This window comes from Desulfovibrio sp. UIB00 (assembly GCF_022508225.1).
In the GTDB taxonomy this organism is placed as follows: Bacteria; Desulfobacterota; Desulfovibrionia; order Desulfovibrionales; family Desulfovibrionaceae; genus Desulfovibrio.
On the sequence record NZ_JAETXJ010000002.1, the window covers coordinates 81,237 to 107,026 of the forward strand.

The following is a 25,790-nucleotide window of genomic DNA, read 5'->3' on the forward strand; positions in this document are numbered from 1 at the left end:
GCCTTGGCCCCGCCCATAGCACAGGTCGCTTGATGCGACCCGAAGACCGGATTCGGCGCAGTGGGGAGGTTTACCTCCCCACTTTGTTTTATGTGCCTCCGGGTATTTTTGTAAGGAGTTTTTCATGGAAGTCCGTGTGGAAGGGCAGATGGTGGAAGCCGGTGACTCCGTTGCTTCTGTCCTGCAAAAAGCCTTGAGCGGCAAAAAGTTCAAGGCGGCTGTGGCCGCGCGCGCCGATAATGGCGCTCTGCTGGATCTTTCCGCCCCCCTGCCTGCTGGCTGCGTCGAGCTTGCGCCCGTGTACGCCGACTCGCCCCAGGGGCTGCAGATGATCCGCCATTCCACCGCCCACGTCATGGCGGCGGCGGTCAAGCGTCTCTTCCCCACTGCCAAGGTCACTATCGGCCCTTCCATCGACACTGGCTTTTACTACGATTTTGACGTGGAAAAGCCCTTTTCCAGTGAAGATTTCCCCGCTATTGAAGCGGAAATGCAGCGTATTGCCGATGCGCGCGAACTTTTCACCTGCAAGGTGCTGCCCAAGGCGGAAGCTGTTGAAGTGTTCCGCAATATGGGCGAAGCCTACAAGGTCGAGCTGATTGAAAGCATCGATGCCGACACGGTGTCGCTCTATACCTGCGGAGATTTCACGGATCTGTGCCGTGGCCCCCACGTGCCGCACACTGGTTTTGCCAAGGCGGCAAAGCTCATGAGCGTAGCCGGGGCCTACTGGCGCGGTGATGAAAAGAACCGTATGCTTTCGCGTATTTACGGCACGGCCTTTGCCGACCAGAAAGCTCTGGACGCCTATCTGAAGCAGCTTGAAGAAGCCAAACGCCGCGACCACCGCAAGCTTGGCCGCGAGTTGAGCCTCTTCACATTCAAGGAAGATGTGGCCCCCGGCATGGTCTTCTGGCTGCCTAGGGGCATGATGGTGCGCACCATTCTTGAAGATTTCTGGCGTCGCGAACATCTCAAGCGCGGGTACGAAATCGTGCAGGGGCCGCAACTGCTGCGCGTGGAAACATGGCAGAAATCCGGCCACTACGACCATTACCGCGAAAATATGTATTTCACGCAGATCGAGGAAGACGCCTACGGCGTCAAGCCCATGAACTGCATCTCGCATATGCTCATTTACGGCAACGAGCTGCACAGCTACCGCGATCTGCCCCAGCGCTATTTTGAACTGGGCGTGGTGCACCGCCACGAAAAGAGCGGCGTGCTGCACGGGCTGTTGCGCGTGCGCCAGTTCACACAGGACGATGCGCATATTCTGTGCGCGCCCGAGCAGCTTGAGGGAGAAATTCTTGAGGTCATCCATCTTATCCGCGATCTCATGAATCTCTTCGGCTTCCAGTACAAGGTTGCCGTTTCCACCAGGCCCGAGAGCAGCATCGGCACGGACGAAGCGTGGGAACTTGCCACCAACGCGCTCACCAAGGCTGTGGAAAAGGCCGGACTGCCCTACGAGATCAATGAGGGCGACGGCGCGTTTTACGGCCCAAAAATTGACGTGCGACTGCTTGACTGCATTGGCCGTGAATGGCAATGCTCAACGATACAGGTTGATTTTACCCTGCCGGAGCGTTTTGACCTCACCTATGTGGGGCAGGACGGCGAAAAGCACCGTCCAGTCATGGTGCACCGGGCTATCATGGGGTCGCTTGAGCGGTTCATCGGCATTCTCGTTGAGAACTTTGCCGGTGCGCTGCCCACATGGCTTGCGCCTGAGCAGGCCCGTCTGCTTACCGTGACGGAAGCGGGCGATGAAGCCACCCTCAAGATGTGCGAAGAACTCAAGGCGATGGGCATTCGCGCCACCGCCGATACCCGCAACGAGAAACTGGGTTTCAAGGTGCGCGAGGCGCAGCTGGCCAAGGTTCCGTATATTCTGGTGGTGGGGGAAAAAGAAGTGCAGGCGGGCGGCGCCAATGTGCGCCTGCGCAATGGGGACAATATGGGGCTCAAATCCGTAGCGGAAATCGCCGCGCTGATCCGGACGGACGCCGAAGAGCCTTTCAAACAAGGAGGGATGCGCTATAGCTTCGCCTAATATGAGATTCCGTCGCGACATGCCGCAGGACGGCGTGCGTCGCAACGAGATGATCCGCGCCCGTGAAGTGCGCGTGATCGCCGCCGATGGCGAGCAGCTTGGAATTCTGCAACGCAACGATGCTATTGACCGGGCCAAAGAAGCCGGCATGGATCTTGTGGAAGTGGCTTCCACTTCTGAACCGCCCGTTTGTCGCATAATGGACTACGGCAAGTTCAAGTACGAACAGCAGAAAAAGAAGCAGGAAGCCAAAAAGCGGCAGGCCGTGGTGCAGATTAAGGAAATCAAGGTTCGTCCCAAAACCGATGACCATGATTACGAAACCAAGGTCCGCCACATTCGCCGTTTTCTTGAAGAGGGTGACCGCTGTAAGATTACGGTGTTTTTCAGGGGCCGCGAAATTGTGCATAAAGATCGCGGCATGGCCATTCTTGAACGGGTTGTGCAAGACCTTGCCGATATCGCCAAGGTGGATCAGGAAGCCCGTGCCGAAGGCCGCACCTTGCAGATGATGCTGGTGCCCAAAAAGCAGTCGTAGACCGTCTGTGCGGGGGATGTGAATTTCCCCTTGCGTGGTTCGGTGCTTTGGGGCATTATGCCCTTCCCTCGGTGCGCCCGTAAAACGGCGTCCGGGTGTATACGTTTTTAAGGAGTACGCCATGCCCAAGATCAAAACCCGGCGTTCCGCCGCCAAGCGTTTTTCGCAGACCGGCAGCGGCAAGTTCAAGCGTCGCCGCCAGAACCTGCGCCACATTCTGACCAAGAAGGCAGCCAGCCGCAAAATGCGTTTGGGTCAGTCCACCCTCGTGGATCAGACCAACGAGAAGGCTGTGCGCCGGATGCTGCCCAACGGCTAATTTGCTTGTCTTTTTGCTTGCTGACTGCGGCAGCCTACGCGGGCGCGCCTCGGTCACATAGACTGCTATGCTCCGCTTCGGCGCGCCGCTTGGCTTTCTTGTCCGCAAGTAAAAATTCTGCGCAAATCACAGTAGATGCTGTGAGCGTGTAAAGCAGATTCTGACGGGAAAAGGTAATTCAGCGCGATGCTACGGCATCGGCGGCGCATGCGGAGCCGCGACTGACGTTCAATCCGTATCTCTCATTTGAGAGCCTGAAGTTTTTTACGCTCCCCAACGGGCATTCCTCCGCCTAGTTGGGAGAAGGAGGCAACGCATATGCGTGTGAAGAGAGGTCTTGCAAGTCATCGTCGTCATAAAAAATATTTGAGCGCAGCCAAGGGCTTCCGTGGTGGTCGCAGCCGTCTGTACCGCACCGCGCGCGAGGCTGTGGAACGCTCGATGCAGTATTCCTATGTGGGCCGCAAGCAGAGGAAACGCGATTTCCGCACTCTGTGGATTCTCCGCATCAACGCCGGCGCGCGTCTGAGCGGTCTTTCCTACAGCCGCTTCATGCACGGCCTCAAGCAGGCTGGCATTGAACTGAACCGCAAGGTTCTGGCTGACCTTGCCGTGTATCACAAGGACGACTTCGCCAAGATCGTCGATCTGGCCAAGGCCGCTCTGAATTAAGAGCGGTGCTCCCCGCGCCGGAGGGAGACCTCCTGGCAGCGACGCCTGTGTCATTAGGGCGCAGCGCGGCTTGCGGGAGCGGGGCCTTGCATGGTATAAGGCGCGGGCGGTGCACAAGCGCCGTCCGCGCCTTGATTTTTTTGTATCGCCGGGGATTGTCCGGCGGGCAGGGCGAATTCATGCCGTGAGGATGCGCAGACCGCAGAAATGGCAGGATGTTCCGCAGGGCAGGGCCGCCAGGCCTGCCGAAAGCGGGTGCCGTCATTTCCGTTTTCCTGCGCATCCCTTAACAAAAAGCCGCGACGCGCGGCATTGGGATATCCGCTATGGATCTGATTTCTGCACTGGAAAGCCTGGTTCCCGAACTTGAAAAAGGTCTGGGCCAGGCTTCTTCGTTGGATGCCCTTGAGGCTTTGCGCGTGGATGTTCTGGGTCGCAAGGGCCGCATAGCCCAGATCATGGCCCAGTTGCCCTCGCTGGCCCCGGCAGAGCGCCCCGCCGTGGGCCAGACCGCCAACAGCGTCAAAGAGCGCTGCAACGCCCTGTTTGAAGCCCGCAAGGCTGCTCTTGAGGCCGGACGCGAGGCCGAAGCCCTGCGCCGTTTCGATCCTTCCGTACCTGGTCACGCGCCCTGGCGCGGCAGCCTGCATCCCACCACTCTGGTGACGGAAGAAATCTGCCAGATTTTTCAGAATTTGGGCTTTGACGTGGCTTCCGGTCCGGAAGTGGAAATCGACTACTACAATTTTGAAGCCCTGAACATGCCGCCCGAGCATCCCGCCCGCGACATGCAGGATACCCTGTATGTCACCGAAAAAGTGCTCATGCGCACGCACACCTCGCCCGTGCAGGCCCGCACCATGCTGGCGCGCAAGCCTCCTCTGGCCGTCATTGCTCCCGGCAAGGTGTATCGGCGCGACAGCGACCTCACCCACACCCCCATGTTCCATCAGATCGAAGGCCTCATGGTGGGCGAGGGCATCAGCATGGCCCATCTGCGCGGCACGCTCACAGCCTTTGTACGCGCGGTCTTTGGCGCTGAAACCCAGGTGCGCTTCCGGCCCAGCTTCTTCCCCTTTACCGAACCCTCGGCAGAAGTGGACATCTCCTGCTGCATGTGCGGCGGCAAGGGCCACATTGGCGATGCGCCCTGCCGTGTGTGCAAAACCACGGGCTGGGTTGAAATTCTGGGTTGCGGCATGGTTGACCCTGCCGTGTTTGAAGCCGTGGGCTACCCGGCGGATGTCAGCGGTTTTGCCTTTGGCATGGGCGTGGAACGCGTGACCATGCTCAAGTACGGCATCGGCGATCTACGGATGTTTTTTGAAAACGACGTGCGCTTCCTTGGCCAGTTTGCCCGGTAGGTCACTATGCCCAGCGTCATGAGCCCCATAGATTGCAGCAATGCCCGCATGCGCGCAGGCCGCCTTATGGCTCTGCCCGTATGCCTTGTATTGCTGGGTCTGCTGGCGGCGGCTTCCCTGTTGCCCGGCAGCCCGAGCTGGCTGGCGACGGATGAAGCTCAGGCCGCCTCAGCCTACACCTCGCGCCATTCCGGAATGGACCCGCCTGGCGAACCCAAACGCATCGAGTCCTTGCCCAGCAAGAACGCAGGGCGCACGGCAGAGGGCGGCATGGGCTACACGGACGCTTACGGCAACACCATTGACGACCGCCAGCCGGAAGAAAAACCCGCTCCCAAACGCCCCAGACCCGGGGCCTACGGCGTGGGCGCGGGCCAGAGCGAGCGCTACGAGCGCCCACTGCCCGATCCGCAAAATCAGACTCCTGCCTGGAGTTTCAAATAACCACGCCAAGGCGCGGAAACAGGACGAACTATGCTGCTCTCACTTTCATGGCTGCGTGAATTTACTCCGTATGAAGGAACGGCTGAGGCGCTGGGCGACCGCCTGACCATGCTCGGCCTTGAGCTGGAAGATATCAGTCGGCCCTACGATGCCATAAGCTCCATTGTGGTGGGGCATGTGGTTTCGTGCGACAATCATCCGGAATCTGACCACCTGCACGTCTGCAAGGTGGACGCCGGGCAGGGCGAGCTGCTTGATATCGTCTGCGGCGCGCCCAATGTGGCTGCGGGCCAGAAAGTGCCTGTGGCTTTGGTGGGTACCAAGATGCCTGACGGCATGGTGATCAAAAAGGCCAAGCTGCGCGGCGCGCCATCCTTTGGCATGATCTGCTCCGAGCGCGAGCTGGGCCTGACTGAAGACCACACAGGCATCATGGTGCTGCCCGAAAGCTTTGTGGTGGGCAAGCCTCTGGTGGAGCAGCTTGAGCTTGACCGCGAAGTGCTGGATATTTCCATCACGCCCAACCGTGCCGATTGCCTCTCGGTTCTTGGCCTCGCGCGCGAAACAGCGCTGGCCTGCAACCTGCCTCTCTCCATACCCGAGCTGCCGCTGGAGCTGGACTCCGGCGCGGAAGTGCTGGTTCCCATTGATATTGACGACCCCGAGCACTGCTGGCTGTATTCCGGCCGCGTCATCACGGGCGTCAAGATCGGGCCTTCGCCCATGCGCCTGCGCCACCGCCTGCATGCCGTGGGTGTGCGCCCCATTTCCAATATCGTGGACGTGACCAACTACATTCTGTTTGAATGCGGTCAGCCCCTGCACTCCTTTGACATGGACAAGCTGGAAGGCGGGCGTATTGTGGTGCGCCGCGCGCAGGAAGGCGATACCTTCACCACCCTTGACGGGCAGGAACGCGCGCTCACCGCAGCCGACCTCTGCATCCGCGACGGTGCGCGCGCCGTGGCTCTTGCTGGCGTTATGGGCGGCCTGAACAGCGAAATTTCCGATGCCAGCACCAATGTGTTTCTGGAAAGCGCGGTCTTCAAGCCTGCCACAATCCGCAAAACATCGCGCCGTCTGGGCCTCTCGTCCGAGGCGTCCTACCGCTTTGAGCGCGGCATCGACCAGCAGCGCACCGTGTGGGCGCTTGACCGCGCCTGCGCCATGATGGCCGCCGTCAGCGGCGGGCGTGTGCAGCGCGGGCTTTCCATCAACGAACCCCGCCCCTTCAAAGCGGCCAGCATTGAATTTCGCCCCTCGCGAGCCGATTCCCTGCTGGGTGTGCAGCTTGGCGCGGACTTTGACGAAAAAGTGCTCACCGGCATGGGCTGCAATGTGGACAAGGGCGAAAGCAGCCCCGTGTGGCGCGTGAGCCAGCCCTCCTGGAGGCCCGACCTCACCCGCGAGGCTGATCTGATCGAAGAAGTGGGCCGTGTGCACGGGCTGGATACCATTGCCCCCGTGTTGCCCGCCATTGCCCGCAACCTTGACCGCGCAGGCGAGCCGGAATCGCGTTACGGATTCTGGTCGCGCCTCAAGCACTGGGGCGCTGGCCTCGGCCTCAACGAAGCTGTGAACTACAGCTTTGTGGGCCACAAGGACATGGACCATCTTGCCATGCCGCGCGAGGGCCGTATTTCCATCATGAATCCGCTCTCGGCGGAACAGGATGCCCTGCGCACCGCCCTGGCCCCCGGCCTGATGTACGATCTGCGCAATAACCTTGCTCAGGGAGCGCAGGGGCTGCGGCTGTTTGAGCTTGCGAATATCTTTGAAGCTGACGCCTCCTCTGAAACCACCGCCCGCGAAACGGGCATGCTGGGCGTGCTCCTGTATGGCGCGCGTTACGACACGGCCTGGCCCCAGGCTGAGGGCGACATGGATTATGCCGACCTCAAGGGCGTGGTGGAAAACCTGCTGCACTATCTGCATCTTGGCGCGCCCATCTATGAACTGGCTCAGGAGCATGCCTTTTTGCTGCCCTGCGTGAATATCTTTGTGGATGGCCGCGCCGTGGGCTTCATGGGTAGGGTCAAACCCGCCATGGCCGACGAATACCACGCCCGCAAGGACGTGTGGCTGGCTGAAATGAACCTCGACATCCTGCGCGAACTGCACGATGCCGCCACGGTGCGCTTTGCGCCCCTGCCAGTGTATCCGCCCGTGCGGCGCGACATTACCGTGACCGCCGGGCCGGGCCTCAAGGTGGCCGACATCACTGCCCACGTGCAGGGGCTCAAGCTGCCCCTGCTGGACGAAGTGGCCCTGGTGGACTGCTTTGAACCCAAGACGGAGCAGGGCGCGGAACCCGTGCGCAATCTGACCTTCCGGCTCACGTTCCGCCATGCGGAGCGTACCCTCAAGGATACGGAAGTGGACAAGGAGCGGGAGAAGGTGGCACAGTCGCTTGTAAGCGCTCTGGGCGTAAAGATATAACACAGTGCGCGCAGGCCCGGTTTTTTCGGGCCTGCGCAATTCCGGCACATTTTCAGAGAGTGTCAGGAGGGGTATGACATGTCGGACCACACGCCCGACAATACCTACCGCATAGGTGAGGTCGCAGAACTGCTCGACCTCAAAACCCATGTGTTGCGCTTCTGGGAAACGGAGTTTCCCCAGTTGGCGCCGCTGCGCACCGGTAAGGGGCAGCGCCTGTACACGGAAGAAAACGTGGCCCTCTTGCGTCGTATCCGGCAGTTGCTGCACGAACAGGGCATGACCATTGAAGGCGCGCGTCGCGTACTCGCGGGCAGCGCCGTTGTGGACGAAAGCCTGCCCGAACGCGTGGCGGCGGTGCCAGACCCGGATTTCATGCGCATGCTCCAGCGGGAACTGATCTCACTGCGCCGCCTGCTCAGTGAAAAATAGGCTGCGCCTGTTGGCGTAACAGAATATTTCAGGGAAGGGACGCGGGGGAGGCGACCCTTTCTGTTGGTGGTCCTCCCCCGCAAACACGCTCACCCCGATATAATCATGATCTTATCGCCCTCATTGCTGTCTGCCGATTTTGCCCGTCTGGCTGAAGAGCTTGGCGCACTTGAAGCCGCCGGAGTCACCTGGCTGCATCTGGACGTGATGGACGGGGCTTTTGTGCCCAACATCACCTTTGGTCCCCCGCTGATAAAGGCTCTACGGTCTGTCAGCGGGCTTTTTTTTGACGTGCACCTCATGGTGAACGACCCGGCCCGCTATATTGCCGACTTCCACAAGGCCGGGGCAGACATGCTGGTCATCCATGCCGAGGCCGACAAGCACCCGCAGCGCACCCTCACTGCCATCCGGGCAATGGGCTGCAAGGCGGGGCTTGCCCTCAACCCCGGCACGGATGTGAGCGCGGCCCGCTGGCTGGCGGCGGACATGGACATGCTGCTGCTCATGAGCGTAAACCCTGGTTTTTCGGGGCAAGCATTCATCCCCGCCACATTCGACAAGATCCGCGCCGCCCGGCAGATGCTTGACGCCAACGGCGGGGCCGAGGCGCTCATCCAGATTGACGGCGGCGTATGCCCCGAAAACACGGTCCAGCTTGTGGACGCCGGGGCGGAAGTCCTTGTGTCCGGCTCGGCCTTTTTTGGCCATAAACCTTACGACAAACGGCTTGCCGCCTTTATGGCTCCGCTTGCGGGCAAAACGCCCCGCCATGCGGAAGATGCCCTGAGACGCCGCGCCGCCAACCATACCACGCAAAAATAGAGGAAAGAGTCATGCCCACCCGCAGACAGTGCGCCAATGCCATCCGCGCCCTTGCCATGGACGCCATTGAAAAAGCCCGCTCCGGTCACCCCGGCGCACCGCTGGGTATGGCCGACATGGCCGAAGCCCTGTGGCGTCACGGTTTCAAGCACAATCCGAGCAACCCCCGCTGGTTTGACCGCGACCGCTTTGTGCTTTCCAACGGCCATGCCTCCATGCTGCTCTATGCCTTGCTGCACCTCACGGGCTATGATCTGCCCATGGAAGAACTGCGCAATTTCCGCCAGTGGGGCGCCAAAACCGCAGGGCACCCCGAATATGAGCCTGATCTGGGCATTGAAATGACCACCGGCCCGTTGGGGCAAGGCATTTCTTCCGCCGTGGGCATGGCGCTGGCCGAAAGCATGCTGGCCGCCCGTTACAACACGCCCGAACACACGGTTGTGGATCACCACACCTATGTGTTCACGGGCGACGGTTGCCTCATGGAAGGCGTCTCGCATGAAGCCTGCTCTCTGGCTGGCACCTGGGGCCTGGGCAAGCTCATTGCCCTTTATGACTCCAACGGTATTTCCATTGACGGCAAGATTGACGGCTGGTTCAACGAAGACGTGGCGGCCCGTTTCCGCGCCTACCACTGGCAGGTCATCGGCCCCATCAACGGGCACGACGCCGCCGCACTGGACGCCGCCATTGCCGAGGCCAAGGCCGACCAGAGCCGTCCCAGCCTGATCATCTGCCGCACCCACATTGGTTTTGGTTCGCCCAAGGCCGATTCCGCATCCTGCCACGGTTCGCCCCTTGGCGACGATGGCATTGCAGCCACCCGCGCGGCTCTGGGCTGGAGCGAAGAACCCTTTACAGTGCCGCAGGAACTGTATTCCGCGTGGGACGCACGTGAAAAGGGCAAGGCTGCCGAGGCCGCCTGGGAACATACCTATGCCGCCTACGCCAAGGCCAATCCCGAGCTTGCCGCAGAATTTACCCGCCGTATGCGCGGCGAACTGCCCGAAGACTGGGCCGCCATTGCGCGCGGCATGGTTGAAGAAGCCGTGAGCAAGGCTGAAACAACGGCAACGCGCGTGGCCTCCAAGAAAACCCTTGAATGCCTCGTGCCCCGCCTGCCCGAACTTGTGGGCGGCTCAGCCGACCTCACCGGCTCCGTGGGTACGTTGACCAGCGCCTCCGAGCATATGGACGTGCAGACCCACAAGGGCAACTATGTTTCCTACGGCGTGCGCGAATTCGGTATGAGCGCCATCATGAACGGTTTTGCCCTGCACGGCGGGTTCATCCCCTACGCGGGCACGTTCATGTCTTTTGCCGACCAAGCCAAGAACGCCCTGCGACTGGCAGCCATCATGGGCATCCGCGCCGTGTGGGTGCTGACGCACGACTCCATTGGCGTGGGCGAAGACGGCCCCACGCACCAGCCTGTGGAACAGCTCGGCATGCTGCGCCTCATGCCCAATTTCAACCTCTGGCGTCCCTGCGACACGGTGGAAACCGCCGTGGCCTGGCGCAGCGCCCTTGAAAGCGCCCACACGCCCACCGGGCTTTCGCTCTCGCGCCAGAATCTGCCTTTCTGCCAGCGCGACGCCGCCCAGGTGGAATCCATTGCGCGCGGCGGCTATGTGCTGCGCGACTGCGAAGGCACTCCCGAGATCATCCTTATCGCTACTGGTTCAGAAGTGTCGCTTGCCCTTGAAGCCGCTGATCAGCTGACCGCCGATGGTCGCAAGGCCCGCGTAGTCTCCATGCCCTGCGCAGAGATTTTTGACGCGCAGGACGCGGCCTACAAGGAAAGCGTATTGCCCCGTGGCGTGCGCGCCCGCATTGCCATTGAAGCCGCCGCTGCGGATTACTGGCGCAAGCATGTGGGTCTGGACGGCGCGGTGATCGGTATGGAGCGTTTTGGCGCTTCCGCCCCTGCCAAGATCGTTTTTGAGCGTCTGGGCTTTACCGTGGCGCATGTGCTGGAAGTGGCGGAAGGCCTCTTCCGGCAGCTTGGGAAGTAACTGACCGACAGAACGAAGCAAATCCTCTTACAGGGAGAACGCATATGCCCATCAAAAAAATGCAGGATCTGGACCTGACAGGCAAAACCGTTGTGATTCGCGAAGACCTGAACGTGCCCATGAAGGACGGACAGGTATCCAACGACAAGCGCATCCGCGCTTCGCTGCCCACCATTACCACGGCCCTTGAAAAAGGCGCGGGCGTGGTGCTGCTTTCGCATCTGGGCCGCCCCACGGAAGGGCAGTATGAAGAGCAGTTCTCCCTCAAGCCCGTGGCCGCCCGCCTCTCCGAGCTGCTGGACAAGCCTGTTGCCCTTGCCGCCACCCTGGAAGAAGCCAAGGCGGCTCCCGGCACCGTGACCCTGCTTGAGAACGTACGTTTTCTCAAGGGCGAGAAAAAGAACGACCCCGCCCTGGCCGCGCAACTTGCCGCCCTGGGTGATGTATATGTGATGGACGCCTTTGGCGCGGCCCACCGCGCGCATGCCTCCACCGAGGGTGCGGTGCGCGTTGCCAAGGTTGCCTGCGCCGGGCCGCTGCTCCAGGCGGAGCTGGATGCCTTTGCCAAGGTGCTGAACAATCCCGCCCGTCCGCTTGCTGCCATCATCGGCGGCTCCAAGGTGTCCACCAAGCTGGCCCTGCTGGAAAATCTGCTGGAAAAAGTGGACGTGCTCATTGTGGGCGGCGGCATTGCCAATACTTTCCTTGCGGCTGCCGGGTATATGGTCGGCAAGTCCCTGTACGAGGAAGATCTGGTGACGGACGCCAAGCGCATCATGGAGCAGGCCAAGAATCTCAACAGGGAGCTGCCCCTGCCCGTGGATGTTGTGACCGCCGAGGAACTGGCTCCCGGTCAGGCGGCTACCACCCGCGCAGTGGGCGATGTGCCCGCAGACCAGATGATTCTGGACGTAGGCCGCGACACGATTGCGCAGTACAAAAAACTGCTGTCCAAGGTTGCCACTGTGGTGTGGAACGGCCCTGTGGGCGCATTTGAAACCGATCCCTTTGGCGAAGGCACCAAGGCCCTGGCGCACTATCTTGCGGATTCCAAGGCCTTTGTGGTGGTGGGCGGCGGTGATTCCGTGGCTGCGGTGGAAAAATACGGCCTGTCCGAAAAGATGGGCTATATTTCCACCGGCGGCGGCGCATCGCTGGAACTGCTGGAAGGCAAGGTGTTGCCCTCGGTGGCGGCGCTGGAAGACAGGTCCTAGTACATGCCGCTCTGCGGCGGCGTTCATAGCTGATTCAGGCCCCCGGATCTCAGGATTCGGGGGCTTTTTGCGTGCGGCGCTCAGGCTTGAGGGCGCAGGTTTTTAAAAAATGGCAGTTGCATGATGAAGTCGCAAAACTGCCGCAGCACCGGGCTGGTCGCGGCTGTTTTAAGCACTGTTCGCACCTGCGGCAGAGGCGGCAGGTCGCACGTGCCGTCAAGGATGACAAAGCGTCCGTCCATATCCCAGTCGGGCAGGGCGGTTATGCCAAAACCCGCCAGCACCGAGCTGCACAGGCTTTCGTACGAGGCGCTCACATAGGCAAAATCATAGCTTCTGCCTGCGGTATTGAGGGCTTCCAGCGTGGCGGAGCGCCAGGGGCTGCCCTCGCTGTAGGTAGCAAGCGGCACGGGCACGGTCGGCGCAAGCTCCATGTGTCCGCCGCTTGCCCAGTGCAGAGGCTGTTGCGCCAATACCTCGAATATGCCCTCGGGCGCGTGGCTGCTGTCAAAGCGGTATTGGTTGATCAGGGCCACATCCAGGCTGCCGTCCGCCAGCATGCGGTCAATGTCCGCAGACATGGCCGAGATGACGCCGATCTGAAGGTCAGGGTTCAGGGCCAGCAGGCGGGCCACGGCTGCCTGCAATTCCACCGTGCTGAAGCTTGGCGGGATACCCACCGTGATGCGTCCCCGCAATTCAGGTTGCCGGGCTGCGCGCAGGACCGCGTCAAAGCGCTGTAGAATATCCTCCAATTCCGGCAAAATGCGTTGCCCCGCCGTGGTGAGGCCAAAGGTGTGCCCGTTGCCCCGCTCCACCAGTGTGCAGTTGAGGTGCGCCTCCAGCTTTTTGACAGACTGCGTCACCGCCGACTGGCTGCGGCAGAGCTGCTCCCCGGCTTTCTGAAAGCTGCGGCAATGGCCCACGGCAATAAAAGCCCGCATATGCTCAAGGGTAATGCTCCGCGTGTCTGCCGGGAATTCCATAACTGCTGACCACCTAAAATAAGTTGAACTGATTTGTTTATGATAAAAATAAATTTTACAAATTATCAAGCCCCCGCCTACTGTGGACGCAATTATATTGCCGCAAGGGGTAGGGGTGAAAAATGGAAAAATCAGCAAGTGTGGAAAGGCCGCTGAAAGCGAGCGAGCCAGGATTGGGAAATGGAAGCGCGGCAAACACGGCCCAAAAAGGTCTGAACTGGCGACACGTGGCTGCGGGCGTGTGCTTTAGCATTATCTGGAGCTCGGCCTTTGTGGCGGGCAAGATTGTGGTGACGGAAATGGGGCCATTCGTAAGCCTGTTTTACCGTTTTGTGGGCACCGTTTTTGTGCTTGGCCTCTTGTGCGGCAAAAGCCTGTGGGGGCCGCAGGCGGGCAGGGCGCTGCGGGCTGGATTTGTGCTCGGCCTGCTGAACAACGTGGCCTATCTGGGGCTGAGTTTCTCCGCCCTGCAACTGGTCTCGCCTCCCTGGGTTGTGGTCATTGTGTCCTGCTCGCCCTTTGTCACTCTTATACTTGGCGTTGCGCGCGGGCTGGAATCGTTCAGCGCGGCAAAGCTGCTGGGCTTTGGCCTGTCACTCGCTGGCATTGTGCTCATGGTGGGCGTGGGCAAGCTTGAGGGCGGGGCCGTTCAGGGGCTGCTGCTGGCTGCCGGGGCAACCGTGGCATTTTCCGTAGGTGCGGTGCTCTTTCGCGGCAAGTACAGCAACATGCCGCTGCTGCCCGTCAATTTCTGGATGTCAGTCTGCGCCATGCTCTGTTTTGCCCCTGTGGCCATGCAGAGCAGTGTGACGCCTCTTGCGGTTCCCATTCCGGCCCAACTGGCGCTTGTCTGGCTTGCTGTGGTGAGCCTGCTGGGCATGGCCCTGTGGTTGTTGCTCATCCGCACGCAGGGGGCGTCCTCTGCGGCTGCGTATAACATGCTCAATCCTCTGAGCGGGCTGGCCCTTTCGGCACTGTTGCTGGGCGTGCCCATCCAGCCCGCTGATGTGGCGGGTGCTGCCGCCATTGTGACGGGCCTTGGCGTGGCTTTGTGCGTGAGGTTGGAAAAGCGCTAATTTTTTCAATCCGTGACATGCTTGTTTTTTCACAAGCGGCGCGTATGGTGGAACTGAAAGCGTATTTCAGGTTGCACATTCCAAACCAGGAGGAAACTCATGAGCAAATTGCGGATTGCCCAGTATGGTTGCGGAAAGATGTCCAAGTATTCCATGCGTTACGTGTACGAAAAAGGCGCGGAAATCGTAGCTGCCTTTGACGTGAACCCCGCAGTGATCGGCCGGGACATCAGCGCCATCATCGGCGGGCCGGAGCGGGGCGTTGTGGTGCACCACGCTGACGAGGCCGACAAAGTGCTGGCCGCGCTCAAACCCGATGCCTGCATTATCACCACCATGAGCCTCATGCGCGATATCGTGGATGCCCTCATGGTCTGCGCCAGAAATGGCGTCAACGCCATCACCACCAATGAGGAAGCCATCTTTCCCATGAATTCATCGCCCACCATCACTCGCGAGGTGGACGCAATGGCGAAAAAAACGGGCTGCACGATTTGCGGTTCCGGCTATCAGGACGTGTTCTGGGGCAACCTGATCGCCACCCTGGCCGGGGCCATGCACACCATCAGCAAGATCAAGGGCAGCTCCAGCTACAATGTGGAAGACTACGGCATCGCCCTTGCCAAGGTTCACGGCGCGGGGCTTGACCTGCCCGCCTTTGAGAAGGAAATTGCCTCGGCAGACGCCATTTCGCCCGCCGAACGTCAGCAGTTGATCGAGCGCGGCGAGTTTTTGCCCTCCTATATGTGGAACGTCAACGGCTGGCTGGCGGAGCGTCTGGGCCTTACCGTCAAAAGCCAGGTGCAGAAGTGCGTGCCCCAGACCCACAGCGCTGAGTTGCGCTCTGAAACGCTGGGCATGACCATCCCTGCCGGACACGCCACGGGCATGTCTGCCGTCGTGACCACGGAAACGGCTGAGGGCATCGTCATAGAGAGCGAATGCGTGGGCAAGGTTTACGCGCCCGGCGAGGTTGACCGCAACGACTGGACGCTCATGGGCGAGCCGGATACGCAGGTGGTCATTACCCGTCCCGCCACGGTGGAACTGACCTGCGCCACCATCGTCAATCGCATACCCGACCTTATTAACGCCGCGCCGGGCTACGTGACCACTGACCTTATGCCGGTCAACAGCTACAGGGTAAAGCCTCTGGATCATTACGTGCACAAGTAGTTTCTACATCCCCCCCGGGCCGCCTTGTGGGCGGCATGTCCGCCGTATCAGCAAAAGTTGGTGCGGCGGATTCTTTATGGTGTTGACATTTTTGCGTACAGGATTATGCTCATTTGAGCAAAAATAACGAGCAAGGGAGTAGCCATGAAAGTAGCCGTTTCAAGCGAAGGGCCGGGGCTGGAATCGCAGGTTGATCCACGGTTCGGCAGGGCTGGCGGATTTGTGATCGTGGATATGGACACCATGCAGGCAGATTATGTGGACAACGGCGCATCGCAGGCGGCGGCGCAGGGTGCTGGCATCCAGACTGCTGAGCGGCTGGCTGTTCTTGGTGTGCAGGCCGTCATGAGCGGCTATGTGGGGCCCAAGGCTTTTACGGCCCTCAAGGCGGCTGGCCTCGACGTGTATCAGGACATGGACAACCGCAGCGTGGGCGAAGCCGTGCGCTGTCTTGCCGATGGCTCGGTCAGCCCGGCCACGGCTCCCAACAAGTAGGCTCGTATGCGTATTGTGATTGCCAGCGGCAAAGGCGGCGCGGGAAAGACCACCGTGACCGCCTGCCTTGCCGGACAGTGGGAGCGCGACTTGTTGCTTGTGGACGCGGACGTGGAAGCGCCCAATCTGCACCTTTTGCTGCACCCAAGTCTCGCGGAGCCTGAGCCGGTATATCTTGAAGTGCCGGAACTGGTGGAGGAAAAATGCACGGGCTGCGGCGCATGCCGCCCCATGTGTTCCTACGGGGCCATTGCCATGATGGGTGCAAAGCCCATGTATTTTCAGGATATGTGCCACGGCTGCGGCGGCTGTTTTGAGGTGTGCCCGGAACAGGCGCTGCGCGTGGCGCAGCGGGAGCTTGGCGCCCTGCTGCTGGGTTCTGTATCCGCTGGCAGCAAAATACTCCCCTTTCTGATGGGCCGTACCCGCGTGGGCGAGGCCATGACTCCGCCCCTCCTGCGTGCGCAGGAGCGCAAGCTGGCAGAATTGCTTGCGGGGCATCCCTCTGACGCACTCATGGACGCTCCCCCCGGCGTGAGCTGCCCCGCCATGACGGCGGCTCGCGGCGCGGATGCCGTACTGCTGGTGGCGGAACCAACCCCCTTTGGCTTTTATGATTTCAAGCTGGCGCACGCGGCCTTTGCGCAGTTGGGGCGTCCCGTTGCCGTGGTGATGAACCGCGTGGGCATGGAAGGCAACGCCGATTGCGAGGATGAACTGCGCGCATGGTGCGCGGGCGCAAAACTGCCCATATTGGCAGAACTGCCCTTCCAGCGCGAGGCCGCCCACGCTTACGCCCACGGCTTGCCGCCCACGCAAGCGCAGGGCGCAACCGGTCAGGAGTGGCGTCAGCGCTTTGCAGAACTTGCCGTCAAACTGCGGGAGTTTGCCAAGGGGGCCAGCCATGCGTGAGATAGTTGTTATCAGCGGCAAGGGCGGTACGGGGAAAACCACCGTATGCGCCGCATTTGCCGCCCTGGCCCATGCACAGGGGCAAAAGGCCGTACTCTGCGACCTGGATGTGGACGTGCCGGACATGCACATTCTGCTGGACCCGCAGGTGCAGCAGGAGGAAGTTTTTATTTCCGGCAATACGGCCCGCATCAATCCTGATCTGTGCACAGCCTGTGGACGTTGCGCCGAGCTGTGCCGTTTTGACGCAGTGCGGCTTGAAGATGGCCTCTACTCCATAGACGAACTGGGTTGCGAAGGCTGCGGCGTGTGCCACAAACTTTGCCCGGCGCACGCTGTGGAGTTTCCTGAACGGACTTGTGGCGCGTGGTATGTCAGCGATACCCGTTTTGGCCCCTTTGTGCATGCGCAGCTTGACCCCGGGCAGGAAAATTCCGGCAGGCTTGTGGCCCTGCTCAAACGTCAGGCTCGCGACAAGGCGACCAAGATGGGCGCAGACCTTGTGCTTTGCGACGGTTCGCCGGGTGTGGGCTGCCCTGTGATCAGCTCCCTTTCCGGCGCGGCTCTGGCCGTAGCTGTGGTGGAACCCACGCCCTCGGGGCGGCATGATTTTGCCCGCGTGGCGGAGCTGTGCGCGCATTTCCGCATCCCCGTGGCGGTGCTCATCAACAAGGCAGACCTGAACGCGGAAGAGGTAGCCCGCATACACGCAGTGGCCGCAGAGGGCGGGCACCATGTGGTGGGCGAGTTGCCCTTCAGCCCGCTGGTCACGCAGGCCATGGTGCGGCGGCAGGCTCTGACCGAAGAAATTTCAATCCTTACCCAACCCCTTGCCGAAACTCTGGCTGCAGCCTGGGAGCGCGTGTGCTCCCTGGCATCGCAGCCTGGGCGGCAAGGCGGCATAAACCACCTGTAAAAGGAAAGCATCATGAGCAAGACTATTCTGGCAATTCCTTCGCAAATGCCCGGCGGCATGGATTCCGGTATGGGTATGCATTTTGGACATTGCGATATTTACACCATCGTGGAGCTGGAAAATGGTCAGGTCGCCGCTCAGTCCACCCTTGAATCCATCCCCCATCAGCAGGGCGGGTGCATGGCCCCTGTGCAGTATCTGGCTTCCCACGGCGTCAATGCTCTTCTGGCTGGCGGTATGGGCATGCGCCCCCTCATGGGCTTCAACCAGATGGGCATCAGCGTGTACTTTGCAGGCAACCAGCCCACCGTGGGCATGGCCGTACAGGCATTTTGCCAGGGCAAACTGACGGAATTCACCCCCGAGCATACCTGCGGCGGCGGGCATTAAACCGTTATGAAGCGCTCCATTCTGTTGCAGACAGGGCGGCCCGCAGCTTTTGCCGCCTTTGTGGCGGAGCTTGAACGTCAGGGCTGCGCCGTAACCACGGTTGCTGATGCCGATGCCTGCAAACGCTGCGTGCAAAAGCAGGCCCCGGCGCTGGTGGTGCTGGATTCCGTCTCGCAGGAACAGGCGAAGCAGGATGTCATCGGCATCATGCGCGTGAATGCGCTGGTGCATACGGCGGTTGTCAGCTCAATGCCCGAGGATGTCTTTCATGACATCATGGAAGGTCTGGGTATTCTTGCCTCGCTGCCGACAATGCCAACCGCCGACGATGCCCACCGTGTGACGCGCCTGCTGACAGAGCTTCAGGCCTGATAAAATGAGAGCCGCCATGCGCGGCAGGTTCTATTGTTCCCGCAAACCATTGCCCGTACCCTTGGTTTGCATGGCGCCTTGGGCGCGCGCTGCCTGCGCGCAAGCAGCCTCCGGCCCACGGGAAGCATGGCCGGGCCTGAACCGGGTTTACCCCTCCCGGTTTTGGCCCGGTCATGCGCAGAGCGGCGGATGTGCACGGTCACGGCTTGCGCCACTTGCGCGAGGCGTGGCATTGGCTTATTCTCAAATAAAACCATATTACTGGGAAATTATGCCAAGACCTTGCCATTGCAGGCGCGTAAGCGCCCTGCCAAAAAACAGATGTTTCAAGCCCAACGGTATTCCCCTGCACGAACTTGAAGAGGTTGTGCTGTCGCTGGATGGCCTGGAAGCCCTGCGGCTGGCTGATTTTGAAGACCTGAACATGGATGCCGCCGCAGCCCGCATGGGTGTTTCGCGGCATACCTTTGGCAGGCTTTTGCGGCGCGCGCGCCGCAGCGTGGCTCAGGCTCTTGTGCAGGGGCAGGCCCTGCGCATTGAGGGCGGGGTGTGCGCTGTGGATGCGACTGCCGAGGGGGTAGCAAGCGAGGATGCCATGCCGGGCGGGCTGGTGGTGGCTGTGCCAAGCATTGCCCCTGGCGGCCTGGATGCTGCGCCCAACGCGCATTTTGGCCGATGTCAGTTCTATACCCTTGCCAGGGTGGAAGACGGCAATATCGGGGCGGTCAGCATTCAGCCCAATCCCATGCATCAGGGCGGGGATTGCGCCGGGCCTGTACAGGCCCTGCTGCGTCTTGGCGTTGGCGCTCTGCTCGCGGGCGGCATGGGCATGAGGCCCCTGCGGGCTTTGCAGGAGGCAGGTATAGCCGTGTATTACAATGCCAATCTGCCCACAGTGGCAGACTGTCTTAACGCCTTTGCTGCGGGCAGGCTTGTTCCTTTCGGCCCCGGGCATCTTTGTCAGGGCGGTTGCGCTTCTGAACGGTAGAGCAGTGCAGGTCGCGGCAAAGGCCCGCACATTTCCGCCCGTTCAGAAAGCGCCCCTGGTGATAACCCGGCGGCAAGCCTCCGGGAAAACTGGTAATGCCAACTGCTCTAGAATGCGTAAAGAAAGCCCCCGCTCAACGAATACTTGTTGTTGCGTTCAACCATGGGGCTGTCGGTTATTTCCTGTCCCAAAAACTGGCTTTTTCCACTCACAAAGGCGCTCCAGCTTTCTGTAAGGCCGACCCGCAAGGTCAGTTCGGCATAAGGCGAGAGGGCTGATTCCGGCGAGTAGTTGCTCAGGCCGCTGGCTCGGGCCTCGCTCTTGCTCACTCCGTAATAATAGTCATTGTAGTTCACATCGGTCCACTGCACGCCAGCCGTGGGGATAAGCGACATATTGGCAAAGCGGATGGGGTAGGAATAGGAGGCGTCAGCCATCACGCCCTTGTTCACGCCCAGCGCATCAGTGGAAAGAGTGGCGGCGAGCACGCCAAGTTCAGTGCGCAAGCGGTAGTTGATGCCGGCCATTGCCGAGGCATAGCGGTCATCAAGCTTTTTCATGCCCGAGTTGTCGCTCCATGAAGCATAAAAATGCTGCGGCAGATACGAAAGCTGCACGTTGACCTCATGGTATTCGTTCTTGAACAGGTGCACGCCGCCGCTCAATCCCCGCAAATACAGATACTCGCCTTCATATCCCAGCAAGGGCAGGGCCGTACCCAGCCTTTCCACTCCCTTGTATTCCGAGGTGGAAACAGTGCCGCCAATGCCTAGGTTGAATCCCCATCTGTTGCTGTCGGTTTTGCCTTCTTCCGCAATGGCAGAAAAAGCCGTTAAAAGAAGGATGGTTAATGCCGCAAAGCACGACAATCCCCGTATTTTCATGAACCCTCCCGTGCAACAAAGGCATTGCACTTTTTATGGAAAATCTGTAATCAATTGATTACTCAAAAGTAGCCTCATGAAACCAACGGTGTCAAGCCGCAGCAACCATAGGGGATAGCAATGGCTCCTGAACGTAAACCAGTCACTGGCTCGCAGCGCAAACGCAATGCCGCAGAAACCAGAAACCGTCTTTTGCAGGCGGCGCGAAGGCTCTTTGCCAAAGCCAACTACGGCAATGTGGGGATACGTGAAATCGGCGCAGCGGCCGGGGTAAACCCGGCACTTATCAGCCGCTATTTCGGCTCAAAAAGGAATCTTTTTCTTGAAGTGGCGTCCATTCTGAATTCAGAAGGCATTGAAGCCCTGCCTGATGTGCCGCCTATGGAAAAAACCAGTATGGCCATGGGCAGCATTCTTTCTGGCGGAGCGCAGAGCGCGTGGGCCACAGATTTTCGCATCACGGCCCTTTCTGCGTTGGACCCTAACGTCTCGGACGTGATGGCAAAAACCTACGACAACATCCGCCAGAATATCATGGAAGTGCTGCCCGGTGAGCAGGCCGCCACGCGGGCAGAGCTGATACTGGCGCAGATCATGGGGGCGTCAATGGTCGTTAATCTGCTGCGCGGAGCTGATTCGCCCCGGATTGACATTGAGTACATGAATAAATTTTATGCAAAGCAACTGGCGGAACTGTTCGCCTGCGAATCCGCTGACTGAAGCTGCGCCAGTTCCGCGATTTTTGATCACGTGGTGATGCGGCAAAGCGATCTTTACTAGTGCCCGTCGCGGAAGCCTCGTTCTGCTGCTGCGCGTTCGGCAGCATCGGCCAGGGGCGCGGGTACAATGGTCTTGCCGATGGGACAGAGGGCCAGCGCAGCAAGTTTGACGTGCTGCCAAGCAAAAGGAATGCCGATTATGGTCACCGCGCACATGACGGCGGAAACCAGATGCCCCAGGGCAATCCACACGCCAGCCAACACAAGCCATATGATGTTGCCCACCGTGCCCCACGGGCCGGTGCCCACATCCTGCCTGCCGGTGAGCACATCGCGCGCAACGGGCATTTTGCCAAAGGGGAAGAAGGCGAAGTTGCCCATGACAAAGCATGCCCTGCCCCAGGGAATGCCCACGATGGAAATAAAGCAGAGCACTCCGTATAGCCACCACACAAGGCCCATGACAATGCCGCCGCACAAAAACCAGATGGCGTTTCCAAGGCAACTGATGGCGCTGTTCATGATATCCTCCTGAAGTGGGCCGTGCGGTATCCGTGCGGCGTGATCGCTGAGTATGTCAACGCAATGCGAAAAAGAAAAGCAGTTTGAAACGAAAGGGCCGCCCGGTGATGCCGGGCGGCCCTTTATAATCTGGGCTAGAGCAGATAAATAATGACCATGCCCTAGAAGTTGATGATGACCTGTTCCTGTTCGTCATCCTTGGAACGGCGGGCTATTTCGCCTATGCACCATGCCCGCAGCTTGAAGGCCTGAATGCGGTTGATTGCTTCTTCGGCCTGATCGGCAGGAACCACCAGCACATAGCCGATGCCGCCGTTGAATATTTGCAGAATTTCCGGCCAGCTGAGGTTGCCCGCTTCCTTGAGCCAGTTGAAGACGGGGGCCATCTGCCAGCTGCCAAAATGAATACGCGCTTCCACCTGGGAGGGCAGTACGCGGGGAATGTTGTCGTAAAAGCCGCCGCCGGTGATGTGGGCCATGCCCTTGACGTTCATGTCGCGCAGGAGGGAGCGCACCGCTTCCACGTAGATGGTGGTGGGCGTCAGCAGCACATCGCCAACGCTGGCTCCATCCGCGCCGGGGAAGGGATCGGTGAGGGAAAGGCCGCTCTGGTCAAGCACCTTGCGGGCCAGGGAAAAGCCGTTGGAGTGCAGGCCAGAGGAGGCGATGCCGATGATCTTGTCGCCCACCTGAATGCCGGAGCCGTCAATGAGCTTGGCATTATCTACAATGCCCACGCAAAAACCGGCAAGGTCATACTCGCCGGGTGCGTACATGTCGGGCATTTCGGCGGTTTCACCGCCAAGCAGGGCGCATCCGGACTGACGGCAACCTTCGGCCACGCCGCCAATGACGGTCTGGGCGGTTTCTACGTCAAGTTTGCCGGTTGCAAAGTAGTCAAGAAAAAACAGGGGGTTGGCACCTTGAACCAGAATGTCGTTGACACTCATGGCCACAAGGTCGATGCCCACAGTATCGTGCTTGTTGCAGGCAAAAGCCAGTTTGAGCTTGGTTCCCACGCCATCGGTGGAAGAAACAAGCACAGGTTCGGTCATGCCGTTGAGGTCAGGCCGGAACAGGCCGCCGAAGCCGCCAATATCGGAAATGACGCCTCTGGTCTGCGTGCTCTGAACCATGCCTTTGATGCGTGAAACGAGAGCGTTTCCCGCCTCAATATCAACGCCTGCCTGAGTGTAGGCTTTTGCGCGGTCGCTGGACATCCGTTGCCTCCTTTGAATCTGCGCTACATACCACAGGTTCTTTCAAACCCCAAGCGACTTTTTGAGGCCGTAGCCGCGAGTTTTTTCATAGACCGGCTTGCGCGCCACTGCTAGAATAAAATCGGAGGGGTAAGGAGCGTGCCATGCGTAGATATGCCGGATTGTATATTTTCTGCGCCGTACTGACGTTCGTTTGTTCCGGCGCGTCCCTTGCTGCGGATGGCGCTGCGGAATACCGCGCGCCTGTCTCTGGCGTGAAGCTTGGCCCCGTGCAGGCGGTTCAGCCTGCTCAGCCAGAACCTCCTGTTGCGCCAGCCCGGCCATCTGTAGAGAAACCAGCTGCGCCGCAACAGCCTGACCCGCAACCGGGGCAGCCGCCAAATCAACAGCCAGGCCAACAGGCGGCTGGGCCGTCACCCGATTTGCAGTCTGCCGCCCCTGGGCAGCCGACCCCTTGGCCCGGTGCAGGGGGCATGGCTCCCTATTCCTCTTTTGGTTCCCTGCCGGGGCCAGCGGATGCTCCTGCCCCCGCTCCTGTTCCCTCTGCGGCCCCTGTGCCAAATCCTGCCGTCGTGCCGCCGCCAGCGCCTGCCCCCGGCTTTGCCCCCGAGTATACGCCGGGTTATGGGCCTGGCTATGCGCCTTATCCTGCGCCAGCACCCGGCTGGCAGGGGCAGAGCGGCAGCGTTGTTTCGGGCACAGGGCAGCTCCAGGGTGAAAATTTCAACGACAGAGGCATCGCGACCCAGTATCGCGATCCGCAGACTGGCGACATCATCACCTCTGTAGTGCCGCCCGCTCCCCCGGATCAGCAGAACTACGGCACTTTTTTTGTGGCTCCGCAGATTTACCCCGAGGGCAACCATTGGGGGCCCAATCCGTATGGTTCCATGCCCAGACCCGGCGGGCCTTCGTGGCCGGGGCAGCAGAACATGCCTTCGGTCATCTGGCAGCCCGCGCCGCAACCAGACCATAACAGGCATCGCCATGACGACAGGCGGCATGACGACAGGCGTTACGATGATCGGCGCTATGACGATCGGCAGTATGATAATCGCCGGTATGATGACAGGCCGCACGATGGACGTTACGATGGCCCGCGCCGCGATCCGTATGATTCGCGCGATGGTGGCTACAACGGCCCCAACAGGCCACGCGACAACAGCCATGACCAGCGGGGAGACGACAGGTATAACCCGCGCCCCGGCAATCAGGGCGATTCACAGTATGACCCGCGCGGCGCCGACTGGGGCCGTGATGGAAGGGAGAGGCGTTGAGCATGCTTGCCGCGCTTTGGGATTCTCAGCCTGACGGCACTGTTGTATGTCGTCTGTGCGCTCACCGTTGCCGCCTGCGCAAAGGGGCCAAGGGCATTTGCGGGGTGCGCGTCAACATGCGGGGAGAAATGGTTTCTCTGGTCAGCAAGGTCGTTACCGCTGCTGCCATGGATCCCATTGAAAAAAAACCTCTTTACCATTTTTTGCCCGGTAGCAAGATTTTTTCTGTGGGTAGCGCCGGATGCAACTTTTCCTGCCATTTTTGCCAGAACAACAATATAGCCCACGTGCCGGAAAGCGGCATTGTGCCCGGCAAGCGCGCTGCGCCAGAAGATCTGCTGGCCCTGGCTCAGGCCAACCGCGCCCAGACCATGGCCTTTACCTACAACGAACCCACGGTTTTTTTTGAATTGCTTTACGAAACCGCAGGCATGGCGGCCAAGAAAGGCATACGCAGTGTGCTTGTGACCAACGGCTATATGTCCAAGGATTGCCTGGCGGCCCTGAGTCGGTGCATCTGCGCCGCCAATGTGGATCTGAAGTCGTTCAGCGAAGCCTTTTACCACAAATATTGCGGCGGGCATCTTCAGCCTGTGCTGGAAAATCTGAAGGCCATCAAAAAACTTGGCTGGTGGCTTGAGGTCACAACCCTGGTTATTCCCGGCCTCAATGATGGTCAGGCGGAAATGGAAGCGCTTGCGGCCTTTATCCGTGACGAGCTGGGGCCGGATACTCCTTGGCATGTGACGGGTTTTCACGGCGCGCATCTGATGATCGACCACCCGGACACGCCGCTGGCAACACTTGAGGCCTGTTGGCGCATCGGGCGCGAGGCCGGTCTGAATTATGTTTATATAGGAAACACGCGTAGCCCCTTGGGCAGCAATACGTTTTGCCCGGAATGCAATGCGCTGGTTATTGAACGGAACGGATACGACACGCGCGTGCGGGGTGCAGAAGGCAAGTGCCCCAAGTGCGGCGTGCAGATCCCGGGAGTCTGGAAATAATGATTCTTGTGTATACAGGTGACGGCAAAGGAAAAACCAGCGCCTGCGTGGGGCAGACCGTGCGTGCCCTGGGGCAGAATATGGTTGTGGCCTTTGGGCAGTTTATGAAGCGCGATGGGCAGGCGGGCGAGCAGGCTATGCTTGCCAAGCTGCTGGGAGAGCGCTTTTTTGCCGGTGGCTTGGGCTTTTTGCGTACCGATGCAGAGCGCCCCGCGCACCGTGAGGCTGCCCTGCGTGTGCTCGGCTGGGCGCGCGAGCAGCTCGAGCAGGCAGACATGCTGGTGCTGGATGAAACCCTGTATGCCCTGAGCGCCGGGATACTTGGGCAGCAGGAGCTGGAAGAACTCATGGCGCTGGCACGCGCCAAGGATTGTCATCTCGTGCTGTCTGGCCGCAGTGCGCCAGAATGGCTCGTGGATGCGGCAGACCTTGTGACCTCCATGACCGAAATCAAGCATCCTTGGCGCACTGGTGTCAAAGCAGCTCCGGGCATAGAATTTTAGCCTCTGTGGTTGCCTTTCTGGGTGTG

27 protein-coding genes are annotated in these 25,790 nt (G+C 60.2%); 23 read left to right on the forward strand and 4 right to left on the reverse strand.

What is annotated here, in order from left to right; genetic code table 11:
* The first annotated feature begins 124 nt into the window (after positions 1-124).
* The 11 genes from thrS (at position 125) to JMF94_RS03230 (ending at position 12,321) form a co-directional block, all read left to right on the forward strand.
* On the forward strand, positions 125-2,056 hold the full coding sequence (thrS, locus tag JMF94_RS03180) for a threonine--tRNA ligase (RefSeq protein ID WP_240823741.1): 1,932 nt from the start codon (positions 125-127) through the stop codon (positions 2,054-2,056).
* Position 2,057: 1 nt separating this feature from the next.
* Positions 2,058-2,594: a translation initiation factor IF-3 gene (infC, locus tag JMF94_RS03185; RefSeq protein WP_022657788.1), complete on the forward strand. Its 537-nt coding sequence runs from the start codon at positions 2,058-2,060 to the stop codon at positions 2,592-2,594.
* A 121-nt stretch (positions 2,595-2,715) separates the two neighbouring features.
* On the forward strand, positions 2,716-2,913 hold the full coding sequence (gene rpmI, locus JMF94_RS03190) for a 50S ribosomal protein L35 (protein ID WP_022657789.1): 198 nt from the start codon (positions 2,716-2,718) through the stop codon (positions 2,911-2,913).
* Positions 2,914-3,231: 318 nt separating this feature from the next.
* Positions 3,232-3,585, forward strand: coding sequence for a 50S ribosomal protein L20 (gene rplT, locus JMF94_RS03195; RefSeq protein ID WP_240823742.1), 354 nt, complete (start codon positions 3,232-3,234; stop codon positions 3,583-3,585).
* A 326-nt stretch (positions 3,586-3,911) separates the two neighbouring features.
* A complete protein-coding gene (gene pheS, locus JMF94_RS03200) occupies positions 3,912-4,949 on the forward strand; it encodes a phenylalanine--tRNA ligase subunit alpha (protein ID WP_240823743.1) in 1,038 nt (345 codons plus the stop codon).
* Positions 4,950-4,955: 6 nt separating this feature from the next.
* Complete coding sequence (locus JMF94_RS03205) at positions 4,956-5,393, forward strand: translation initiation factor IF-2 (protein WP_240823744.1); 438 nt, start codon at positions 4,956-4,958, stop codon at positions 5,391-5,393.
* Positions 5,394-5,423: 30 nt separating this feature from the next.
* On the forward strand, positions 5,424-7,832 hold the full coding sequence (pheT, locus tag JMF94_RS03210) for a phenylalanine--tRNA ligase subunit beta (protein WP_240823745.1): 2,409 nt from the start codon (positions 5,424-5,426) through the stop codon (positions 7,830-7,832).
* Between the two features lie 78 nt (positions 7,833-7,910).
* The gene (locus JMF94_RS03215) at positions 7,911-8,264 is read left to right on the forward strand and encodes a MerR family transcriptional regulator (RefSeq protein ID WP_192112323.1); all 354 of its coding nucleotides are present in this window, start codon (positions 7,911-7,913) and stop codon (positions 8,262-8,264) included.
* 105 nt (positions 8,265-8,369) lie between these two features.
* Complete coding sequence (gene rpe / locus JMF94_RS03220) at positions 8,370-9,089, forward strand: ribulose-phosphate 3-epimerase (RefSeq protein WP_240823746.1); 720 nt, start codon at positions 8,370-8,372, stop codon at positions 9,087-9,089.
* A gap of 11 nt (positions 9,090-9,100) precedes the next feature.
* Positions 9,101-11,107 carry a transketolase gene (gene tkt / locus JMF94_RS03225; RefSeq protein ID WP_240823747.1) on the forward strand — a complete coding sequence of 669 codons (2,007 nt, stop codon included), beginning with the start codon at positions 9,101-9,103 and terminating at the stop codon, positions 11,105-11,107.
* Positions 11,108-11,151: 44 nt separating this feature from the next.
* Positions 11,152-12,321 carry a phosphoglycerate kinase gene (locus JMF94_RS03230; protein WP_240823748.1) on the forward strand — a complete coding sequence of 390 codons (1,170 nt, stop codon included), beginning with the start codon at positions 11,152-11,154 and terminating at the stop codon, positions 12,319-12,321.
* Positions 12,322-12,401: 80 nt separating this feature from the next.
* On the opposite strand, the gene JMF94_RS03235 is transcribed toward JMF94_RS03230, so the two are convergent.
* Entirely contained in the window at positions 12,402-13,307 is a 906-nt protein-coding gene (locus JMF94_RS03235) for a LysR family transcriptional regulator (protein ID WP_240823749.1), read from the reverse strand.
* Positions 13,308-13,429: 122 nt separating this feature from the next.
* On the opposite strand from JMF94_RS03235, the gene JMF94_RS03240 reads away from it, so the two are divergent.
* The 8 genes from JMF94_RS03240 (at position 13,430) to JMF94_RS03275 (ending at position 19,632) form a co-directional block, all read left to right on the forward strand.
* The gene (locus JMF94_RS03240; protein WP_240823750.1) at positions 13,430-14,383 is read left to right on the forward strand and encodes a DMT family transporter; all 954 of its coding nucleotides are present in this window, start codon (positions 13,430-13,432) and stop codon (positions 14,381-14,383) included.
* Positions 14,384-14,482: 99 nt separating this feature from the next.
* Positions 14,483-15,559 (forward strand): dihydrodipicolinate reductase, encoded by a 1,077-nt coding sequence (locus tag JMF94_RS03245; RefSeq protein WP_240823751.1) that lies wholly within the window; start codon positions 14,483-14,485, stop codon positions 15,557-15,559.
* Positions 15,560-15,703: 144 nt separating this feature from the next.
* Positions 15,704-16,054: a NifB/NifX family molybdenum-iron cluster-binding protein gene (locus JMF94_RS03250; protein WP_240823752.1), complete on the forward strand. Its 351-nt coding sequence runs from the start codon at positions 15,704-15,706 to the stop codon at positions 16,052-16,054.
* Positions 16,055-16,060: 6 nt separating this feature from the next.
* Positions 16,061-16,966: an ATP-binding protein gene (locus JMF94_RS03255; RefSeq protein ID WP_240823753.1), complete on the forward strand. Its 906-nt coding sequence runs from the start codon at positions 16,061-16,063 to the stop codon at positions 16,964-16,966.
* Positions 16,959-17,882, forward strand: a complete 924-nt coding sequence (locus tag JMF94_RS03260; RefSeq protein ID WP_240823754.1) for an ATP-binding protein — start codon at positions 16,959-16,961, stop codon at positions 17,880-17,882. The genes JMF94_RS03255 and JMF94_RS03260 overlap by 8 nt, the downstream gene beginning before the upstream one ends.
* Before the next feature lie 12 nt (positions 17,883-17,894).
* On the forward strand, positions 17,895-18,272 hold the full coding sequence (locus JMF94_RS03265; protein WP_192112333.1) for a NifB/NifX family molybdenum-iron cluster-binding protein: 378 nt from the start codon (positions 17,895-17,897) through the stop codon (positions 18,270-18,272).
* 6 nt (positions 18,273-18,278) lie between these two features.
* Positions 18,279-18,644, forward strand: a complete 366-nt coding sequence (locus tag JMF94_RS03270) for a hypothetical protein (RefSeq protein WP_240823755.1) — start codon at positions 18,279-18,281, stop codon at positions 18,642-18,644.
* Positions 18,645-18,915: 271 nt separating this feature from the next.
* A complete protein-coding gene (locus JMF94_RS03275) occupies positions 18,916-19,632 on the forward strand; it encodes a DUF134 domain-containing protein (protein WP_240823756.1) in 717 nt (238 codons plus the stop codon).
* 107 nt (positions 19,633-19,739) lie between these two features.
* Here JMF94_RS03275 and JMF94_RS03280 read toward each other — a convergent pair whose 3' ends face one another.
* Positions 19,740-20,516 carry a MipA/OmpV family protein gene (locus JMF94_RS03280; RefSeq protein ID WP_240823757.1) on the reverse strand — a complete coding sequence of 259 codons (777 nt, stop codon included), beginning with the start codon at positions 20,514-20,516 and terminating at the stop codon, positions 19,740-19,742.
* A 120-nt stretch (positions 20,517-20,636) separates the two neighbouring features.
* Here JMF94_RS03280 and JMF94_RS03285 point away from each other — a divergent pair, with 120 nt between their 5' ends.
* Positions 20,637-21,236, forward strand: coding sequence for a TetR/AcrR family transcriptional regulator (locus JMF94_RS03285; protein ID WP_240823758.1), 600 nt, complete (start codon positions 20,637-20,639; stop codon positions 21,234-21,236).
* A 56-nt stretch (positions 21,237-21,292) separates the two neighbouring features.
* Here JMF94_RS03285 and JMF94_RS03290 read toward each other — a convergent pair whose 3' ends face one another.
* Positions 21,293-21,757: a YccF domain-containing protein gene (locus JMF94_RS03290; protein ID WP_240823759.1), complete on the reverse strand. Its 465-nt coding sequence runs from the start codon at positions 21,755-21,757 to the stop codon at positions 21,293-21,295.
* Between the two features lie 161 nt (positions 21,758-21,918).
* Positions 21,919-22,977 carry a phosphoribosylformylglycinamidine cyclo-ligase gene (purM, locus tag JMF94_RS03295; RefSeq protein ID WP_240823760.1) on the reverse strand — a complete coding sequence of 353 codons (1,059 nt, stop codon included), beginning with the start codon at positions 22,975-22,977 and terminating at the stop codon, positions 21,919-21,921.
* Between the two features lie 143 nt (positions 22,978-23,120).
* On the opposite strand from purM, the gene JMF94_RS03300 reads away from it, so the two are divergent.
* From JMF94_RS03300 to JMF94_RS03310, 3 genes are read left to right on the forward strand one after another with little or no spacing between them, the layout of a single operon-like run.
* Positions 23,121-24,254: a hypothetical protein gene (locus tag JMF94_RS03300; protein WP_240823761.1), complete on the forward strand. Its 1,134-nt coding sequence runs from the start codon at positions 23,121-23,123 to the stop codon at positions 24,252-24,254.
* A gap of 2 nt (positions 24,255-24,256) precedes the next feature.
* The gene (amrS, locus tag JMF94_RS03305; protein ID WP_240823762.1) at positions 24,257-25,261 is read left to right on the forward strand and encodes an AmmeMemoRadiSam system radical SAM enzyme; all 1,005 of its coding nucleotides are present in this window, start codon (positions 24,257-24,259) and stop codon (positions 25,259-25,261) included.
* Positions 25,261-25,764: a cob(I)yrinic acid a,c-diamide adenosyltransferase gene (locus tag JMF94_RS03310; RefSeq protein ID WP_240823763.1), complete on the forward strand. Its 504-nt coding sequence runs from the start codon at positions 25,261-25,263 to the stop codon at positions 25,762-25,764. The genes amrS and JMF94_RS03310 overlap by 1 nt, the downstream gene beginning before the upstream one ends.
* Positions 25,765-25,790 lie beyond the last annotated feature (26 nt).

Coding starts and splice junctions, on each gene's coding strand:
- pheT (WP_240823745.1), top strand. CDS start 5,424: ATGCTGCTCTCACTTTCATGGCTGCGTGAATTTACTCCGTATGAAGGA.
- JMF94_RS03280 (WP_240823757.1), bottom strand. CDS start 20,516: ATGAAAATACGGGGATTGTCGTGCTTTGCGGCATTAACCATCCTTCTT.
- JMF94_RS03275 (WP_240823756.1), top strand. CDS start 18,916: ATGCCAAGACCTTGCCATTGCAGGCGCGTAAGCGCCCTGCCAAAAAAC.
- JMF94_RS03250 (WP_240823752.1), top strand. CDS start 15,704: ATGAAAGTAGCCGTTTCAAGCGAAGGGCCGGGGCTGGAATCGCAGGTT.
- JMF94_RS03215 (WP_192112323.1), top strand. CDS start 7,911: ATGTCGGACCACACGCCCGACAATACCTACCGCATAGGTGAGGTCGCA.
- amrS (WP_240823762.1), top strand. CDS start 24,257: ATGCTTGCCGCGCTTTGGGATTCTCAGCCTGACGGCACTGTTGTATGT.
- JMF94_RS03270 (WP_240823755.1), top strand. CDS start 18,279: ATGAAGCGCTCCATTCTGTTGCAGACAGGGCGGCCCGCAGCTTTTGCC.
- JMF94_RS03235 (WP_240823749.1), bottom strand. CDS start 13,307: ATGGAATTCCCGGCAGACACGCGGAGCATTACCCTTGAGCATATGCGG.
- JMF94_RS03255 (WP_240823753.1), top strand. CDS start 16,061: ATGCGTATTGTGATTGCCAGCGGCAAAGGCGGCGCGGGAAAGACCACC.
- purM (WP_240823760.1), bottom strand. CDS start 22,977: ATGTCCAGCGACCGCGCAAAAGCCTACACTCAGGCAGGCGTTGATATT.
- JMF94_RS03285 (WP_240823758.1), top strand. CDS start 20,637: ATGGCTCCTGAACGTAAACCAGTCACTGGCTCGCAGCGCAAACGCAAT.
- thrS (WP_240823741.1), top strand. CDS start 125: ATGGAAGTCCGTGTGGAAGGGCAGATGGTGGAAGCCGGTGACTCCGTT.
- rpmI (WP_022657789.1), top strand. CDS start 2,716: ATGCCCAAGATCAAAACCCGGCGTTCCGCCGCCAAGCGTTTTTCGCAG.
- infC (WP_022657788.1), top strand. CDS start 2,058: ATGAGATTCCGTCGCGACATGCCGCAGGACGGCGTGCGTCGCAACGAG.
- JMF94_RS03300 (WP_240823761.1), top strand. CDS start 23,121: ATGCGTAGATATGCCGGATTGTATATTTTCTGCGCCGTACTGACGTTC.
- JMF94_RS03260 (WP_240823754.1), top strand. CDS start 16,959: ATGCGTGAGATAGTTGTTATCAGCGGCAAGGGCGGTACGGGGAAAACC.
- pheS (WP_240823743.1), top strand. CDS start 3,912: ATGGATCTGATTTCTGCACTGGAAAGCCTGGTTCCCGAACTTGAAAAA.
- JMF94_RS03265 (WP_192112333.1), top strand. CDS start 17,895: ATGAGCAAGACTATTCTGGCAATTCCTTCGCAAATGCCCGGCGGCATG.
- JMF94_RS03245 (WP_240823751.1), top strand. CDS start 14,483: ATGAGCAAATTGCGGATTGCCCAGTATGGTTGCGGAAAGATGTCCAAG.
- rplT (WP_240823742.1), top strand. CDS start 3,232: ATGCGTGTGAAGAGAGGTCTTGCAAGTCATCGTCGTCATAAAAAATAT.
- JMF94_RS03230 (WP_240823748.1), top strand. CDS start 11,152: ATGCCCATCAAAAAAATGCAGGATCTGGACCTGACAGGCAAAACCGTT.
- rpe (WP_240823746.1), top strand. CDS start 8,370: ATGATCTTATCGCCCTCATTGCTGTCTGCCGATTTTGCCCGTCTGGCT.
- JMF94_RS03290 (WP_240823759.1), bottom strand. CDS start 21,757: ATGAACAGCGCCATCAGTTGCCTTGGAAACGCCATCTGGTTTTTGTGC.
- JMF94_RS03310 (WP_240823763.1), top strand. CDS start 25,261: ATGATTCTTGTGTATACAGGTGACGGCAAAGGAAAAACCAGCGCCTGC.
- JMF94_RS03205 (WP_240823744.1), top strand. CDS start 4,956: ATGCCCAGCGTCATGAGCCCCATAGATTGCAGCAATGCCCGCATGCGC.
- tkt (WP_240823747.1), top strand. CDS start 9,101: ATGCCCACCCGCAGACAGTGCGCCAATGCCATCCGCGCCCTTGCCATG.
- JMF94_RS03240 (WP_240823750.1), top strand. CDS start 13,430: ATGGAAAAATCAGCAAGTGTGGAAAGGCCGCTGAAAGCGAGCGAGCCA.